Source organism: Mesorhizobium sp. CCNWLY176 (assembly GCF_037153935.1).
Taxonomy (GTDB): domain Bacteria; phylum Pseudomonadota; class Alphaproteobacteria; order Rhizobiales; family Rhizobiaceae; genus Mesorhizobium_M; species Mesorhizobium_M zhangyense.
The window spans coordinates 142,810-158,606 of the sequence record NZ_JBBBDZ010000010.1 but is presented as its reverse complement, the minus strand read 5'-3'; the positions used below and the strand labels follow the sequence as shown (position 1 = coordinate 158,606).

General features: G+C 62.3%; 13 protein-coding genes. 11 read left to right on the top strand and 2 right to left on the bottom strand.

Features of this window, described 5'->3' with window-relative positions; all coding sequences use genetic code 11:
* Positions 1-62 precede the first annotated feature (62 nt).
* On the bottom strand, positions 63-2,165 hold the full coding sequence (locus WBQ96_RS17810; RefSeq protein WP_336552406.1) for a bifunctional rhamnulose-1-phosphate aldolase/short-chain dehydrogenase: 2,103 nt from the start codon (positions 2,163-2,165) through the stop codon (positions 63-65).
* A gap of 186 nt (positions 2,166-2,351) precedes the next feature.
* Between WBQ96_RS17810 and WBQ96_RS17805 the strand changes: the two genes are divergently transcribed.
* The 9 genes from WBQ96_RS17805 (at position 2,352) to WBQ96_RS17765 (ending at position 12,528) form a co-directional block, all read left to right on the top strand.
* On the top strand, positions 2,352-3,161 hold the full coding sequence (locus tag WBQ96_RS17805; protein ID WP_336552404.1) for a DeoR/GlpR family DNA-binding transcription regulator: 810 nt from the start codon (positions 2,352-2,354) through the stop codon (positions 3,159-3,161).
* Positions 3,162-3,214: 53 nt separating this feature from the next.
* Positions 3,215-4,210 carry a rhamnose ABC transporter substrate-binding protein gene (gene rhaS / locus WBQ96_RS17800; RefSeq protein ID WP_091911397.1) on the top strand — a complete coding sequence of 332 codons (996 nt, stop codon included), beginning with the start codon at positions 3,215-3,217 and terminating at the stop codon, positions 4,208-4,210.
* A 110-nt stretch (positions 4,211-4,320) separates the two neighbouring features.
* Positions 4,321-5,877: a sugar ABC transporter ATP-binding protein gene (locus WBQ96_RS17795; RefSeq protein WP_336552402.1), complete on the top strand. Its 1,557-nt coding sequence runs from the start codon at positions 4,321-4,323 to the stop codon at positions 5,875-5,877.
* Positions 5,874-6,851, top strand: a complete 978-nt coding sequence (locus WBQ96_RS17790) for an ABC transporter permease (protein ID WP_336552400.1) — start codon at positions 5,874-5,876, stop codon at positions 6,849-6,851. Before WBQ96_RS17795 ends, WBQ96_RS17790 begins: the two co-directional genes overlap by 4 nt.
* Positions 6,848-7,855, top strand: a complete 1,008-nt coding sequence (locus WBQ96_RS17785) for an ABC transporter permease (protein WP_336552398.1) — start codon at positions 6,848-6,850, stop codon at positions 7,853-7,855. Before WBQ96_RS17790 ends, WBQ96_RS17785 begins: the two co-directional genes overlap by 4 nt.
* On the top strand, positions 7,855-8,172 hold the full coding sequence (rhaM, locus tag WBQ96_RS17780) for an L-rhamnose mutarotase (RefSeq protein WP_336552396.1): 318 nt from the start codon (positions 7,855-7,857) through the stop codon (positions 8,170-8,172). Before WBQ96_RS17785 ends, rhaM begins: the two co-directional genes overlap by 1 nt.
* A 3-nt stretch (positions 8,173-8,175) precedes the next feature.
* Complete coding sequence (locus WBQ96_RS17775) at positions 8,176-9,543, top strand: FGGY-family carbohydrate kinase (protein ID WP_336552394.1); 1,368 nt, start codon at positions 8,176-8,178, stop codon at positions 9,541-9,543.
* A 155-nt stretch (positions 9,544-9,698) separates the two neighbouring features.
* The gene (locus WBQ96_RS17770) at positions 9,699-11,024 is read left to right on the top strand and encodes an NAD(P)H-dependent oxidoreductase (RefSeq protein ID WP_336552392.1); all 1,326 of its coding nucleotides are present in this window, start codon (positions 9,699-9,701) and stop codon (positions 11,022-11,024) included.
* Between the two features lie 7 nt (positions 11,025-11,031).
* A complete protein-coding gene (locus WBQ96_RS17765; RefSeq protein WP_336552390.1) occupies positions 11,032-12,528 on the top strand; it encodes a xylulokinase in 1,497 nt (498 codons plus the stop codon).
* Here WBQ96_RS17765 and WBQ96_RS17760 read toward each other — a convergent pair.
* The gene (locus tag WBQ96_RS17760) at positions 12,514-13,476 is read right to left on the bottom strand and encodes a sugar-binding transcriptional regulator (protein WP_336552388.1); all 963 of its coding nucleotides are present in this window, start codon (positions 13,474-13,476) and stop codon (positions 12,514-12,516) included. The genes WBQ96_RS17765 and WBQ96_RS17760 overlap by 15 nt on opposite strands.
* 280 nt (positions 13,477-13,756) lie before the next feature.
* Between WBQ96_RS17760 and WBQ96_RS17755 the strand changes: the two genes are divergently transcribed.
* A complete protein-coding gene (locus WBQ96_RS17755; protein WP_336552386.1) occupies positions 13,757-14,773 on the top strand; it encodes an ABC transporter permease in 1,017 nt (338 codons plus the stop codon).
* A 76-nt stretch (positions 14,774-14,849) separates the two neighbouring features.
* Positions 14,850-15,788, top strand: coding sequence for a sugar ABC transporter substrate-binding protein (locus WBQ96_RS17750; protein ID WP_091911378.1), 939 nt, complete (start codon positions 14,850-14,852; stop codon positions 15,786-15,788).
* The last annotated feature ends 9 nt before the right edge of the window (positions 15,789-15,797 follow it).

The following is a 15,797-nucleotide window of genomic DNA, read 5'->3' as shown; positions in this document are numbered from 1 at the left end:
CCCCCTCTCCCTGTTCTTACGGGGAGAGGGTAAGGGTGAGGGGCAGCGCAACGCTCAAATGACTACCGCGTAAAACTCTGCGCATTCCCAGCATCGACATTGACGATATTGCCAGTGGACTTCGCCGACATGTCCGACACGAAGAAGAATACGGCCTCTGCAATGTCTTCGGGGTAGACGCTGAGCTTCAGCATCGAGCGCTTGCGGTAATGCTCCTCAAGTTCGTCCGGGCTCATATTGTAGGCGGCGGCGCGCTGCTCGCGCCATTCGCCGGTCCAGATTTTAGAGCCGCGCAGCACCGCGTCCGGGTTGACCGTGTTGACCCTTATGCCGAACTCCGCACCCTCCAGCGCCAGGCAGCGGGCGAGATGGATTTCGGCGGCCTTGGCGGTGCAATAGGCCGACGCGTTGGGCGAGGCGGCAAGGCCGTTCTTGGAGGCGATGAAGACGATGGCGCCGCCGGTCTTCTGCTTTTTCATCAGGCGGAAGGCCTCGCGGGCGACCAGGAAATAGCCGGTCGACAGGATATCCATGTTGCGGTTCCACATCGACAGTTCCGTCTCGTCGATGGGCGCGGAAGACGAAATCCCGGCATTGGAGATCAGGATATCGATGCCTCCGAATTCCTGTGCCGCGAATGTAAAGGCATCGATGACATCCTGTTCGCGCGTCACGTCGAGCCGCACGCTGCGCACGACATCGGCCGTGTGCCGGCTGGCCAGGTCGTCATTGGCGGCTTGCAGCGCGCTTTCATCAATGTCGGCCAGCACCACGCAGGCGCCGTCGCGCAGCAGGCGCTCGGCGGTCGCCTTGCCGATGCCACCGGCACCGCCCGTCACCAGCGCCACCTTGCCGGCCAGTGGCTTCGGCCTGGGCATGCGCTGAAGTTTTGCCTCCTCCAGCACCCAGTATTCGATGTCGAAGGCCTCCTGCTCGGGCAGGCCCATATAGGATGAAACGCTGGACGCACCGCGCATGACATTGATCGCGTTGACGTAGAACTCCGCCGAGATGCGCGCGGTGGCCTTGTCCTTGGCGAAGGTGATCATGCCGACGCCGGGCACCAGATAGACCACGGCGTTCGGGTCGCGCATCGGCGGGCTTTCCGGCCGCTTGCAGCGTTCGTAATAGGCGGCATGGCCCTTGCGGTAGTCTTCCACCGCAGCACCGAGCCCGGCCAGCGTCTTGTCGAGGTCGGGCTTTGCCGGGTCGAAATCGACCACCAGCGGGCTTATCTTGGTGCGCAGGAAATGGTCGGGGCAGCTCGTGCCGAGTGCTGCCAGCGGCTCCATGTCGCGCGCGGCGACGAATTCCAGCACGGCCGGCGAATCGTCGAAATGCCCGACCTTGCGCTCGGAGGCCGAGATCATGCCGCGTATCGCCGGCATAAGCTTCGCCGCGATCGCCTTGCGTTCAGTTGCAGGAAGCGTCGGGCGCACTTCGCCGCCGAAGGCGGCCTTGCCGACGCTCTTCTCCTCGAACCATTCGATCGCGCGGTTGATGATGCGGATCGTCGTTTCGTAGCACTCCTTTGCCGTATCGCCCCAGGTGAACAGGCCGTGGCTTTCCAGGACGACACCGGTCGCCTTCGGGTTTTCGCGGCAGAATTTTTCCAGCCAGAGGCCGAGTTCGAAGCCCGGCCGCTTCCATGGCAGCCAGCCGATCTCGCCGCCGAAGATTTGCTGCGTCAATTCCCTGCTGTTCTTCGCGGCGGCGATGGCAATGACCGCGTCCGGGTGCATGTGATCGACATGCTTTTGCGGCACATAGGCATGCAGCGGCGTATCGATGGAGGCTGCGCGCGGGTTGAGATTGAAGGTGCAGTGGGGCAGGTAGCCCACCATCTCGTCTTCGAACGCGACACCGCGATAGAGCCCCTTCAGCGCCTCGAGCTTGTCCATGTAGAGCGTGGCGAAGCCGTCGAGCTTGATGGTGCCGACATCTCCGCCTGAGCCTTTCACCCACAGCACCTCGACCTGATTGCCCGTCAGCGGGTCTTTCTCCATCGCCTTGGCCGAGGTGTTGCCGCCGCCATAATTGGTGATGCGCTTGTCGGAACCGAGAAGGTTGGAGCGGTAGAGCAGGCGCTGCGCTTCCGACATGGATACCGCCTTGGCCTCGTCCCAAAGATTGGCGAGGCGCTTGGCTGTGCGCGTTTCGAGCATTTTCCATCCTCCCAGAGCCGCGCGGCGGCAGCGCGTAATTTGCCCAAGGCTTTCATGATCGGGCCATTACTGTCAATCAAAAACGATCATGTTCGATCATATTGCGCTGCACAATGAAATAAAATGACTGAAGTTGATTGACAGTAACCGGTATGAATGACCTAATGACCAGCAACGGGAGGAACCATGCACGAAAAGGAACGCCACCGGATCATTCTGTCGGCCATCCAGGAAAAGCCTGTGGTGACGGTGCAGGAGATGGTCGATCTGACAGAATCGTCGGAGGCGACGATCCGGCGCGATATCGCGGCACTCCATGTGCAGAAGCGGCTGCGCCGTGTGCGTGGCGGTGCCGAGGCGATCAACCCGCCGCAGTTCATCGGCCTTGCCGGCCGCCCCTTTTCCGTCAACGAAACGCTCAACGCTTCCAAGAAGCGCGCCATAGCCCGCGAGGCGGTCGAGCTTTGCGCCGATGGCGAGCCGATCATCATCAATGGCGGCACCACCACTTTCCAGATGGTGCATTTTCTCACCAACCGGCGCATGCCGATCTTCACCAATTCGTTTCCCATTGCCGAGCACCTGCTCAAGCATTCCAAGAACACGGTGATGCTGTCGGGCGGCACGATTTACCGCGAGCAGAACATCATCCTGTCGCCCTTCGACAATGACGTGACGCGCAATTTCTATGCGCGGCGCATGTTCATGGGCGCGCAGGGGCTGGGGCCGCTCGGTCTGATGGAAGGCGATCCGCTGCTGATCCAGGCCGAGCAGAAGCTGATCGATCAGGCTGACGAACTGGTCGTGCTGGTCGATTCCTCGAAATTCCGGCAGCGCTCGAGCCTGATCCTGTGTGGCCTGGCGCGCATCACCACCGTCATCACCGACGATGGCGTCGAGGATCGCGAAGCCAAGATGCTGGAGGACGCAGGCGTCAATCTCGTCGTGGCGAAAAACACGGCATCGAAAATGGAGGAATCTTCGCTGCAGGCGTGAGGGAATTCCCGGTCGCAGCGCTGATGGAATACAACGTCAAAGGGAGGAACTCGATGAACATCTTGAAGAAACTGATGGTGACTGCCGCACTTTCGGCCGCCATGTTCGCAACCGCCGCACATGCCGAAAGCACCAAGATCGCACTGGTCGTCAAGTCGCTCGGTAATGGCTTCTTCGACGCCGCCCACACCGGCGCGCAGGAAGCCGCCAAGGAACTCGGCGATGTCGAGATCATCTACACCGGCCCGACCAAGGCAACCGCCGAAGCCCAGATCGAGGTGATCAATTCGCTGATCGCCCAGAAGGTCAACGCCATCGCCATCTCGGCCAATGACCCGGACGCGCTCGTGCCGGTGCTGAAGAAGGCGATGGAACGCGGCATCACGGTTATCTCGTGGGATTCGGGCGTCGCCAAGGAAGGCCGGCAGCTTCACCTCAACCCGTCGGCCACAGACCTGATCGGCAAGACGATCATCAAGCTCGCCGCCGACTATCTGCCTGAAGGCGGCGATGTCGCGATCCTGTCGGCATCTTCGACGGCCACCAACCAGAACGCCTGGATCGAAGCGGCCAAGAAGGCGCTGCCGACCGACTTCCCGAAGATCAATCTCGTCGCCACCGTCTATGGCGATGACGATTCGGCCAAGAGCACCGACGAAGCCAAAGGCCTGCTGAAAAGCTATCCGGGCCTGAAGGCGATCATCGCGCCGACGACGGTGGGCGTGGTTGCCGCCGCGCAGGTGGTGACCGACGAGAACCTGATCGGCAAGGTCAATGTCACCGGCCTGGCGCTGCCGTCGGAGTTCAAGAAGTTCATCGACAATGGCGCTTCGCAGGCGGTCGCCCTGTGGAACCCGATCGACCTTGGTTATTCGGCTACCTATCTCGCCTATGACCTTGCGGTGAAGAAGGACGAGGCCAAGCCGGGCGCCGAGCTATCGATCGGCCGCGTCGGCAAGATCACGCTCGACGACGACAATTCCGCGCCGATGGCCGATCCCTTCACCTTCGACAAGTCGAACATCGAGAAGTTCTCGAAGATCTATTGATCTTCGGCACTCCGCTTTACCCTCCCCGCCGTGGGGAGGGTCTGCGAGCTGCTTCGCAAGGCGAAGAAGGCGAGACGGGGTGTATCGAGACCGCACAGCAGGATACCATAATGCTTGCCGACCCCCACGCCGCTCGCATCGCTCGCGACCCTTCCAATAATGGGGAGGGTAAGACGCCGCTTCTGACGCTCTCGGGCATCAGCAAAAGCTTTCCCGGCGTGCGGGCGCTGCACGATGTCGCGCTGTCGCTCTATCCGGGACAGGTAACAGCGCTGATCGGCGAAAACGGTGCCGGCAAATCGACGCTGGTGAAAATACTCACCGGCATCTATCAGCCCGACGCCGGCGAAATCAACGTTGCCGGCGCGGCAGTAAACTTGCCGACCGCCCATGCCGCTTTCGAGCGCGGCATCACCGCGATCCATCAGGAAACGGTGCTGTTCGACGAGCTGTCCGTCGCCGAAAACATCTTTCTCGGCCATGCGCCAAAGACGCGTTTCGGCACCATCGACTGGGGCACCATGCGCAGCCAGGCTCGCGAGGTGCTGGACGCGATGGGTGCTGCCCATATCGATCCCGACACGCGGCTGAAGGATCTCGGCATCGCCAACAAGCATCTGGTCGCCGTCGGGCGCGCAATGTCGATCGACGCGCGCATCGTCATCATGGACGAGCCGACCGCGGCCCTCTCGGCCAAGGAGATCGAGGAGCTTTTCCTGCTCATCGAGTTCCTGAAAGGCGATGGTAAGGCGGTGCTGTTCATCAGCCATAAATTCGATGAAATCTATCGCATCGCCGACCGCTACACCGTGTTCCGCGACGGCGAAATGGTGGGCGAGGGGCTGCTGAAAGACACCAGTCAGGGCGACATCGTCAGACTGATGGTCGGCCGCTCCGTCGACCACATCTTCCCGCAGCGCGAGGCCCATATCGGCGCGCCGGTGCTGAAAATTTCCGGCCTGTCGCACCCGACCGAATTCGACGACATCGGCTTCGAATTGCGCAAGGGCGAAATCCTCGGCTTCTACGGGCTGGTCGGCGCCGGTCGCAGCGAAGTCATGCAGGCAATCGCCGGCATCACCCGCACAAGCCGCGGTTCGATCACGCTGGAAGGCGAAGCGATTGCGCCGAGATCGGCCGCGGATTCCATCGAAAAGGGCATCGTTTACGTGCCGGAAGAGCGCGGCAAGCAGGGTGTGGTCATCGGTATGCCGATCTTCCAGAACGTGTCGCTGCCGTCGCTAAAGCGCACTTCAAAATCCGGCCTCTTGCGGCTGGCCGAAGAATTCGCGCTGGCGCGCAAATACACCGAGCGGCTCGACCTGCGCGCCGCCTCGCTCAGCCAGGATGTCGGCACGCTGTCCGGCGGCAACCAGCAGAAGGTGGTCATCGCCAAATGGCTCGCCACAGCGCCCAAGGTCATCATCCTCGACGAGCCGACCAAGGGCATCGACATCGGCTCCAAGGCGGCGGTTCACGGTTTCATGGCCGAGCTCGTCGCGCAGGGGTTGTCGGTCATCATGGTCTCGTCCGAACTGCCGGAAATCCTCGGCATGTCTGACCGCGTCGTCGTCATGCGCGAGGGACGCATCGTGGCGGTTCACGAAAACAAGGGGCTCGACGCCGAGACCTTGGTGCGAACGGCAGCTGGGATAGCAGACCAATGAACGCCCTCCTGAAAAATCGTGAAATCTGGCTGCTTGCCGCGATCCTGTTGCTCATCGGCCTGATCTCGACGCGCTACGGCGCTTTCGCCAGCCCGCGCAATCTTGCCAATGTCTTCAACGACACGTCGATCCTGATGATCCTGGCGCTCGGCCAGATGGTGGTCATCCTGACGCGCTCGATCGACCTTTCCATGGCTTCCAACCTCGCCTTCACCGGCATGGTCGTGGCGATGATCAATGCCGCATATCCGGCGCTTCCCGTGCCGCTGCTCATGCTGATTGCCGCCGGCGTCGGCCTCGCGCTCGGCGCCTTCAACGGGGCGCTCGTCTGGAAGCTCGGCATCCCGTCCATCGTCGTGACGCTCGGCACCCTCACGATCTATCGCGGCGCGACCTTCGTGATCTCCGGCGGTGCCTGGGTCAATGCCGACAAGATGAGCCCGGCCTTCATCGGCCTCCAGCGCATGCAGATGCTCGGCATTCCGCTGCTGTCATGGATTGCGCTCGCAGTCATTGCGCTGTTCTTCGTGCTGCTGACCCGTACGCCGCTCGGCCGCTCGCTCTATGCGATCGGCGTCAACCCGACGGCCTCGGTCTATGCCGGCATCGATGTCGGCCGCACCAAATTCGTCGCCTTCTGCATCTCGGGTCTGGTCGCCGGCATCTGCGGCTATCTCTGGGTGTCGCGCTACGTCATCGCCTCGGTCGAGATCGCCAATGGCTACGAGCTCAACATCATCGCCGCCTGCGTCATTGGCGGGATATCGATTGCTGGCGGCATCGGCTCGGTCGGCGGCGCCGTGCTCGGCGCGCTGTTCCTCGGCATCATCAGCTCGGCCCTGCCGCTGGTCAATATATCGCCCTTCTGGCAGATGGCCATTTCCGGCAGCGCCATCATCCTGGCTGTCGTTCTAAACGCGCGCGGCGAACGCCGGCAGGGCCGCATCATCCTGAAGAAGGCGGAAGCAGTATGAGTGCGACCGAAGCCCCGCATGGCCGCCATATCCCCGACCGGCTCGACAGGCCGCTGCGGTCCGCAGTGTTCAGCTGGGAGGCGCTGCTGATCGCGGTCGCAGTCGCGATCTTCGCCGTCAACAGTGTCGCCTCGCCCTATTTTCTCGACGCGTGGTCGCTGTCCGACCTGACCTTCAACTTCACCGAGAAGGGACTGATCGCGCTGGCGATGGCGCTGCTGATCATTTCGGGCGAGATCGACCTGTCCGTCGCCGCCATCATCGCGCTGGCCTCAACCATGATGGGCATGGCCGTGCAATTCGGCGTCGGCACCCCCGGCCTTGTCTCCATCGGCATCGGCGTCGGGCTCGCCTGCGGCGTGTTCAACGGCCTGCTCGTCACACGGCTCGGCCTGCCGTCCATCGTCGTCACCATCGGCACGATGAGCCTGTTTCGCGGCGTCGCCTTCATCATTCTCGGCGACCAGGCCTACAAGGGCTATCCCGAAAGTTTTGCGTTCTTCGGCCAGGGCTATGTCTGGTGGGTGGTGTCGTTCGAACTGGTGCTGTTTCTGGTCGCGGCGGTCATCTATTACGTCATCCTTCACCGCACCAGTTTCGGGCGGCGCGTCTTCGCCATCGGCAACAACCCGGTCGCGGCGCAGTTCTCAGGCGTCAGGGTCGAGCGCATAAAGTTCATCCTGTTCTGTCTCACCGGGCTGATGTCGGGCATCGCCGCCGTGCTGATCACATCGCGGCTCGGCTCCACGCGCCCGTCGATCGCGCAGGGCTACGAGCTCGAAGTCATCACCATGGTCGTGCTCGGCGGAGTCAGCATCCTTGGCGGCGCCGGTAGCATTCCGGGCGTGGTTCTGGCAGCGCTCATCATGGGGCTGGTCACTTTCGGCCTCGGCCTGCTCAATGTGCCCGGCATCGTCATGTCGATCTTCATCGGCCTGCTGCTCATTCTGGTCATCGCGCTGCCGATCGTCTGGCGGCGTCTCATGAAGGAGCGCGCTGCCTGATGGCCGAGAAATACGCATTCCGCATGAAGCTCAATCCCGGCATGAAAGCCGAGTACAAAAAGCGTCACGACGCGATCTGGCCGGAACTGACGGCGCTTTTGAAGGACGCCGGCGTCTCCGACTATTCGATCCATCTGGACGAGGAGACCAGCACCTTGTTCGGCGTGCTGTGGCGTCGGGAAGGCCACACCATGAACGACCTGCCGAACCACCTGGTGATGAAGCGCTGGTGGGCGCATATGGCCGACATCATGGAAACGAAGCCGGATAATGAACCGGTGGCAGTGCCGCTCGAAACCGTTTTCCATATGGATTGAGCGATGGCTGACCCACGCCGCGTCGCCGTCATCGATATAGGCAAGACAAACGCCAAGGTGGTGGTGGTCGACTTCGACGCCATGGCCGAGATCGATGTTCGCAGGATGCCAAATCGGGTGGCGACTGATGGGCTCTATCCGCACCACGACACCGGGCGGCTCTGGGACTTCATCCTCGACTCGCTCACCCAGCTTGCGCGCAGGCATGCAATAGACGCCATTTCGGTGACCACGCATGGCGCGACGGCTGCATTGCTCGACGAGCGCGGTGAACTCGCGCTGCCGATCCTCGACTATGAGCATGACGGCCCCGGCGACCTCACTGCCGAATATGATGCCGCCCGCCCGCCTTTTGTCGAAAGCGGAACGCCTCGCCTTCCGGCCGGGCTCAATCTCGGTGCGCAGATTTTTTGGCAGTCGAAAGTGTTTCCGGAGCAGTTCTCCGCCGTCCGCGCGATCCTCCCCTATCCTCAATATTGGGCGTATCGCCTGACGGGCGTGCAGGCAACGGAAGTCACCTCACTGGGTTGCCACACCGATCTCTGGAATCCGGCCAGGCGCGATTTCTCGACAATGGTGGACCGCCTGGGCTGGCGCGACCTCATGCCACCGCTGCGATCCGCAAGCGACCGGCTTGGGTCAATCCTTCCCGAGATCGCGGCGCGAACCGGGCTTTCGCCGCGAACGTCGGTCCATTGCGGCATCCACGATTCCAACGCCTCGCTGCTGCCGCATATCCTCCACCGCAAGCCGCCTTTCGCCGTCGTTTCGACCGGCACGTGGGTCGTCGCAATGGCCGTCGGCGGCACGCCGCATAACCTTGACCCGGCGCGCGATACGCTGGTCAACGTCAACGCGCTTGGCGATCCGGTTCCTTCGGCACGTTTCATGGGCGGGCGCGAATACGAGATGCTGACCGGAAATGATGTTTCGCCAGCGTCCGACGAGGACATCGCCCGCGTCCTCTCCGAAAAACTCATGCTTCTGCCATCTGTCCAGCAGGGCTCCGGTCCATTCCCGCAGCGAGCAGGCGAATGGATCGTGCCGCGCAACCTCGAGGCTGGCGAAAGATCCGCCGCCGTCTCGTTCTATCTCGCCATGATGACCGCGACCTGCCTCGACCTGATCGGCGCTTCCGGCGAGACGATCGTCGAAGGCGGCTTCGCCGACAATCGTCTTTTTCTGGATATGCTCGCAGCCGCGACCGGAAGGCCGGTATTCGTCAGCGCCGCCAACGCCACCGGCACCAGCCTGGGTGCCGCCGAACTGGCCTTTTCAGGACGTGCGTGCAGCAATGTCGCTCAACGCCGACCGTCAAATGGCGATCTCTTGGCATCCTATGCCGAGGCTTGGCGCTCACGCATTGCGTGAGAACGCATTCCTTCTCGATTCTTCCATCCCGACATCTCGTCCAGCGAAGGGCCTGCAGTATTTTGTGATTTTCGGTATTGAAATATTTTTCATTGAGAAATAGAAATGTTCAGACGCTTTGACACCTGAATACCAATGCACGGGAGGACCGGACAATGTCTAATCCGCAGTTCGCTGCAGAGCTTCTTGATCGCGCCGAGCGGCAGGGGCCTATCACCATCGGTCTTGCCGGGGCCGGGCAGATGGGCACGGACATCGTCGTGCAGGTGGCGCTCATGCCGGGTCTGCGCATTGGTGCGATCTCCGAAGTCAGGCCACAGGCGGCGATCGATGCCGCACTTCTGGCCGGGCATGACCGTTCCGACATCGTGCAGGCCAGCTCGGCCTCCGATATCGACCGTGTCATCGAGGCCGGCAAGGTCGCGGTTACCGAGGATCTGAACGCGCTTGCCGCGGCAGGCCGCATCGACGTCATCATCGACGCCACCGGCAATCCCAACATCGGCACGCTGTTCGCACTCGAAGTGATGAAGAACGGCAAGCACATCGTCATGCTCAATGTCGAGGCCGACATCACCATCGGCCGCTTCCTCAAGGAAGAGGCCCGCAAGGCCGGTGTCGTCTATACGGGTGCCGCCGGCGACGAGCCCGCCTGCACGCTGGAAATCATCAACTTCGCCAAGAGCCTCGGCTTCGGCATCATCGCTGCCGGCAAAGGCAAGAACAATCCGCTCAAGATCGACGCCATGCCGGCCGATTACGAGAAGGAAGCAGCCGAACGCAAGATGAATGCGCGCATGCTGGTCGAGTTCGTCGACGGTTCCAAGACCGCCATCGAAATGGTCGCCATCGCCAACGCAACCGGTCTCGTGCCTGACGTTCCCGGCATGCACGGCCCGACGGCGACGCTGGAACAGCTTGCCGACGTGCTTTGCCCGAAGGAAGACGGCGGTTTGCTGAACCGCAAGGGCGTTGTCGACTACTCCATCGGCAAGGGTGTCGCGCCCGGCGTGTTCTGCGTCATCGAGACCAAGCATCCCCGCGTGCTGGAACGCATGATCGACCTGAAGGTCGGCAAGGGCCCGTATTTCACGATCTTCCGGCCTTATCACCTCACCAGCCTGGAAGTGCCGCTGTCGGCTGCGCGCGCCGTGCTTTACAAGCGCGCCGACCTGGAGCCGCTCGACCATCCGGTGGCCGAGGCCGTCGCGGTTGCCAAGAGTGATCTCAGCGTCGGCCAGTCGCTGGGCATGATCGGCGAGAGCGATTATCGCGGCTTTGCCATGACCTGGGAAGACGCGCGCAAGAAGGGCGCGCTGCCGCTCGGCCTTGCCGAACGCGCCAAGGTGGTCAAGCCGCTCAAGGTCGGCGAGTTCCTGACCTACGACAACTGTGTACCTGACGACTCGATGGTGGTAACCCAGATTCGCCGCCGTCTCGATCAGTCGGACGGCCGGTTTGTGACCAGCGCCGTCGCCTGAGAACCTCATGTCCGATGTCGTAATCGGTATCGATGCGTCGACCACCGCGGTGAAGGCGATCGCCTTCACCCGCGACGGCCGCGAATTGGCGCAAGCGCGCGCAACCTATCCGCTCTCCAATCCGCTGCCTGGCCATTTCGAGCAGGATCCGGAGCATTGGTGGGCGGCACTGCTGCAGGCTCTGACAGAGCTTGCAGGCCGCATCGATCCTTCGCGCTTTGCTGCCCTGTCGATAGCCCATCAGCGCGAAACCTTCACGCTCATCGATGATGCGGGCAAGGCGCTCAACCCGGCCATTCTCTGGCTCGACGAGCGCGCCCGCCCGCAGGTGGCGCGGCTGTCGAAAGAACTCGGCCGCGACAACATCACGGCCTGGAGCGGCAAGCCGCCGGATCCGACGCCGGCGCTCTACGCCATCGCATGGCTTTCCGAACACAGGCCGGAAGCGGTGCGCGCTGCGCGCGCCATCGTCGATGTCGACGGCTTCCTGATGCATCGCCTGACCGGCAGGCTCGCCACCAGCACGCCAAGTGCCGATCCGCTAGGCCTGCTCTCGCTCGAAACATCGACCTGGCATCCGACCCTTGTCGAGGCGGCTGGTTTGAAGCTCGAGCAGCTTCCCGAAATCATTGCGCCGGGCACGATATGCGGTGGCCTGACAGACGAGGTCGCCAAACTCACCGGCCTGAAGGCGGGTCTGCCAATCGTCGCCGGTGCAGGCGATGGTCAGGCCATGGGCCTCGGCATGGGTGTGGTCGAAGTGGGAAAGACCTACCTTTCGCTGGGTTCCGGCGTCGTCAGCGGCGCTTACTCACCAGATTACCGGACGTCGGAAGGTTTCCGCACGCTGGCATCGCCGACGGGCTCGGGTTTCATGCTCGAAACCGTGCTGCGCTCGGGCATGCAGCTTGTCGACTGGATCGTCAGGACGACGGGTGCGCAGTCGGCCCCGGCACTGGAAGTGCTGGCGAAGGATGTGGCTGCGGGCAGCGACGGCCTACTCGTCATGCCCTATTGGGCGGGGGTCATGAGCCCCTATTGGGATGGGGCGGCGCGCGGTTCCATCGTCGGCCTGTCGCTTGATCATAAGCCGGCGCATCTGTTTCGGGCGGTTCTGGAAGGCATCGGCTTCGAGCAGGCGATCGCCACCGAAGCCATGGAAACCAGCATCGGCCACAAGTCGCAATCGATGATCGCGGCCGGCGGCGGCACCAATTCGCGCCTGCTGATGCAGATCATGGCGAGCGTGCTCGAGCGGCCGCTGTCGGTTTCACCGGTCAACGAGGCCGCAGCCCTCGGTGCCGGCATGCTTGCGGCTTATGCGGCGGGCTGGTTCCCTTCGGTTGAGGAAGCGAGCAGGGCCATGACGGCCCCGCCGGACAATCGCGTCGATCCGGTCGCGGAACTATCGGTGAATTATGCGGTCCGCAAGGAGATCTACCGAGACCTCTATCACGCGACGCGCGACATCCATGCCAGGTTGGATGCCTTAAAGCCCCAATAAACCTTTTGCCGCCTCTTCGTCGGTGATCAGCACGGAAACCTTGGTGCGCGCCAGCATCGCGTTCATCACCGCAACCTTGTCGCGCCCGCCCGAAACCAGGATGGTGTTCGGGATGTCGGCGAGTTCGTCCATCGGGAAGGCGCAGACGCGGTGGTTTACGTCATGGTCGATGGTTTTGCCTTCGGCATCGACGAAATGGCACAAGATGTCGCCGACGGCGCCCAGCGCCTTCAGTTCTTCCAGCTCGCTCGGCTTGATGAAGCCGTAATTGGCGATCGGGCTGTCCAGCGAGAACGAGCCGACGCTGAGCAGCGCGATATTGGCCCGCCGTGCCCGGAAAACCACGTCCTGAACGCTGCGCTGGCTCATGAAGGCGTCGCGCTGTTCCGGCTTGTCGGCATAGACGGGAACCGGCAGAAGATAGCATTCGGCGCCGATCTTTTCGGCGAAATCCCAGGCGCTTTCGGTCGGGTTCAAAGGCTGTGCATGCGTCAGCCCGCCGAGCATCGAAACGACCGTGGTCCGGCTGATCTGGCGGTGCGGCAGCTGGTTGATGGCAAATTTCAGCGTTCGCCCCCAGCCGAGCGCGATGACATCGCCGGCATTCACATTGTCGCCGATATAGGCGGCTGCGGCATGACCGATCATCATCGGGCTGTTGCGGCTGTCGGCGGCTGCCGGCACCACGATCGCCTGGCCGAGGCCGAAACGCTCTTTCAGCTTCTGCTCCAGCACAACGCAATCGACCACGGTGTCGCTGATGCGGAACTGGACCACGCCTTCCTCACGGGCGGCGGCAAGGATGCGGTGCACCTTGATCCGGCCTATTCCCAGCAGTTCGGATATCTTCTCCTGGGTCAGACCCTCGACATAATAATGCCAGGCCGCGCGCGCCTTCAGCTCGGCATCGGGAAAGCGCGCGGCGCTGTCATTGTCTGCGTTGGTCATCGTGCGCCTATTCCTTCCCTGCCGGATACGTCCGAACCCGATACCATTCATAATGCCAGTTTTCGCGTGTCACGAAACCCCATTATCGGGAGCGTTCTGTAAGCTATGTCTTTCATTCGCCGCTTTCCAAGCTCCCCCTTGACAATTCGTTCGGTCGGAAGTTACTTTGAACAAAATTACAAAGCAAAGTTAAAATGTTCATCCTAGGGAGGTGTAACTTGGCTTTTGAACGCAGGTCATTGCGGCTGGCGTCCGCGCATTGCGCAGGGACGGTGTGCCGATGAGTTCCAAACCCGGCAGCGCCGATCTTTCCGTCTCGGCTGGAGAGCCGCGTGCAGGTGGCCTGAAGCCGCTGTTTGCTGCGCTTTTCGCCGGTGCCAAGGGTCCGCTTATCGGCCTTATTCTCCTGTGCCTGGTATTGTCGGTTTCCACCGATACCTTCCTGACCGTCCGCAACATTCTGAACGTGCTCGACCAGATCACCGTTCTCGGCATCATGGCGATCGGCATGACGCTGGTAATCCTGATCGGCGGTATCGACCTCTCCGTCGGCTCCATCCTGGCGCTTGGCGCCATGGTGCTCGGCTACGTCGTCAACCCCGATTATCTCGCACTGCCGATCCCGGCAGGCATTGCCGCCGCCTTGATCGTCGGCGGGCTTTGCGGGCTGGTTTCCGGCCTGCTTGTGACAGTGGCCAAGCTGCCGCCTTTCATCGCCACGCTCGCCATGATGTCGGTGGCGCGCGGCCTCGCCAACATTATCACCGATGGCTCGCAGATCGTCGGTTTCCCCGACTGGTTCACCAACCTGTCCATCGTCCGTCATTTCGGCTTCATCTCGGTGACGGTCGGCGTGATGATCGTGCTCGGCGTGATCTTCGCGATCTTCCTCAATTACCGCGCCACCGGTCGCAATCTCTATGCCATCGGCGGCAGCCCGGAAGTGGCTCGACTGTCCGGCATTCCGGTAAACCGGCTGACCAACTGGGTCTATGCCGTCTGTGGCGTGCTGGCAGCGCTTGCCGGCGTGGTGCTTGCCGCACGGCTCGATTCTGTCCAGCCGAGCTCCGGCTTCGGCTATGAGCTCGACACCATCGCCGCAGTCGTCATCGGCGGCGCCAGCCTCAGCGGCGGCGTCGGCTCGATCGGCGGAACGGCGATCGGCGTCCTCATCATCGGCGTGCTGCGCAACGGGCTTAACCTGCTCGGCGTGTCGCCCTTCATCCAGCAAATCGTCATCGGCGTCGTCATCGCGCTGGCCGTTGCGGCCGACACCTGGAGGCGCCGGGCCAAATAATTCCGGCCGGGTTCGCCCGGGGGGAATCGGACTTTACTGACACTCGAAGTTCATCAGTTCAACGGAGGAGAAATACATGCTGACGAAACGTTCATTCCTGCTTGCTGCCGCAGCCATCGTTCCGCTGCTCGGTCTTGCCAACGGGGCTTCGGCCGCCGAAGCCAAGAAGCTCGGCCTAGCCGTCGCCAATCTGCAGGCCGACTTCTTCAACCAGATCAAGCAGTCGGTCGAAGCCTACGCCAAGGAGAAGGGCCTTGAGGTCGTCACCGTCGACGCCAAGGGCGATTCCGCCACTCAGGTCAGCCAGGTGCAGGACCTGATCACGCAGAATATCGACGCGCTGATCTACATTCCGGCGGGCGCCACTGCCGCGACTGTCCCGACCAAGACGGCCAAGGCCGCCGGCATTCCCGTCATCAATGTCGACCGCAACGCCGACGGTGCGCCGGGCGACACCTTCATCGCCACCAACAGCGTCGCCTCGGCCAAGAGCGTCTGCGACTACATTGCCAAGCAGGCCGGCGGCAAGGGTGAGCTCATCATCATCCATGGCCAGAAGGGCACGACGCCTGAAGTCGACCGCTCCAAGGGCTGCGGCGAAGCGCTTGCCGGCTATCCCGATATCAAGGTCGTTGGCGAACTCTGGAGCGAAGGCTGGCACCAGGACGAAGGCTTCAAGCTGACGCAGGACCTGCTGCAGTCCCATCCGAACGTCTCGATCGTTGTCGGCCAGGCCGATGCGCTCGCGCTCGGCGCCGCACAGGCGGTCAAGGTCGCCAATCTCGGCCACAAGGTCTGGATCGCCGGCTTCGACGGCGACGTGGCAGCACTCAAGGCGCTGAAGGACGGCGTCTTCGACGTCACCGCCACGCAGCAGACGCAAGGCATGGGCCGCTTGGCTGTCGACTCGGCGATCAAGCTGGTCGCCGGCGAGAAGGTCGAGCCGGAGCAGCTTCAGGACGCGACGTTGACCACCAAGGACAATGTCGCGCAGTTCATCGAGAAGCATCCGTAAGCTGTGACG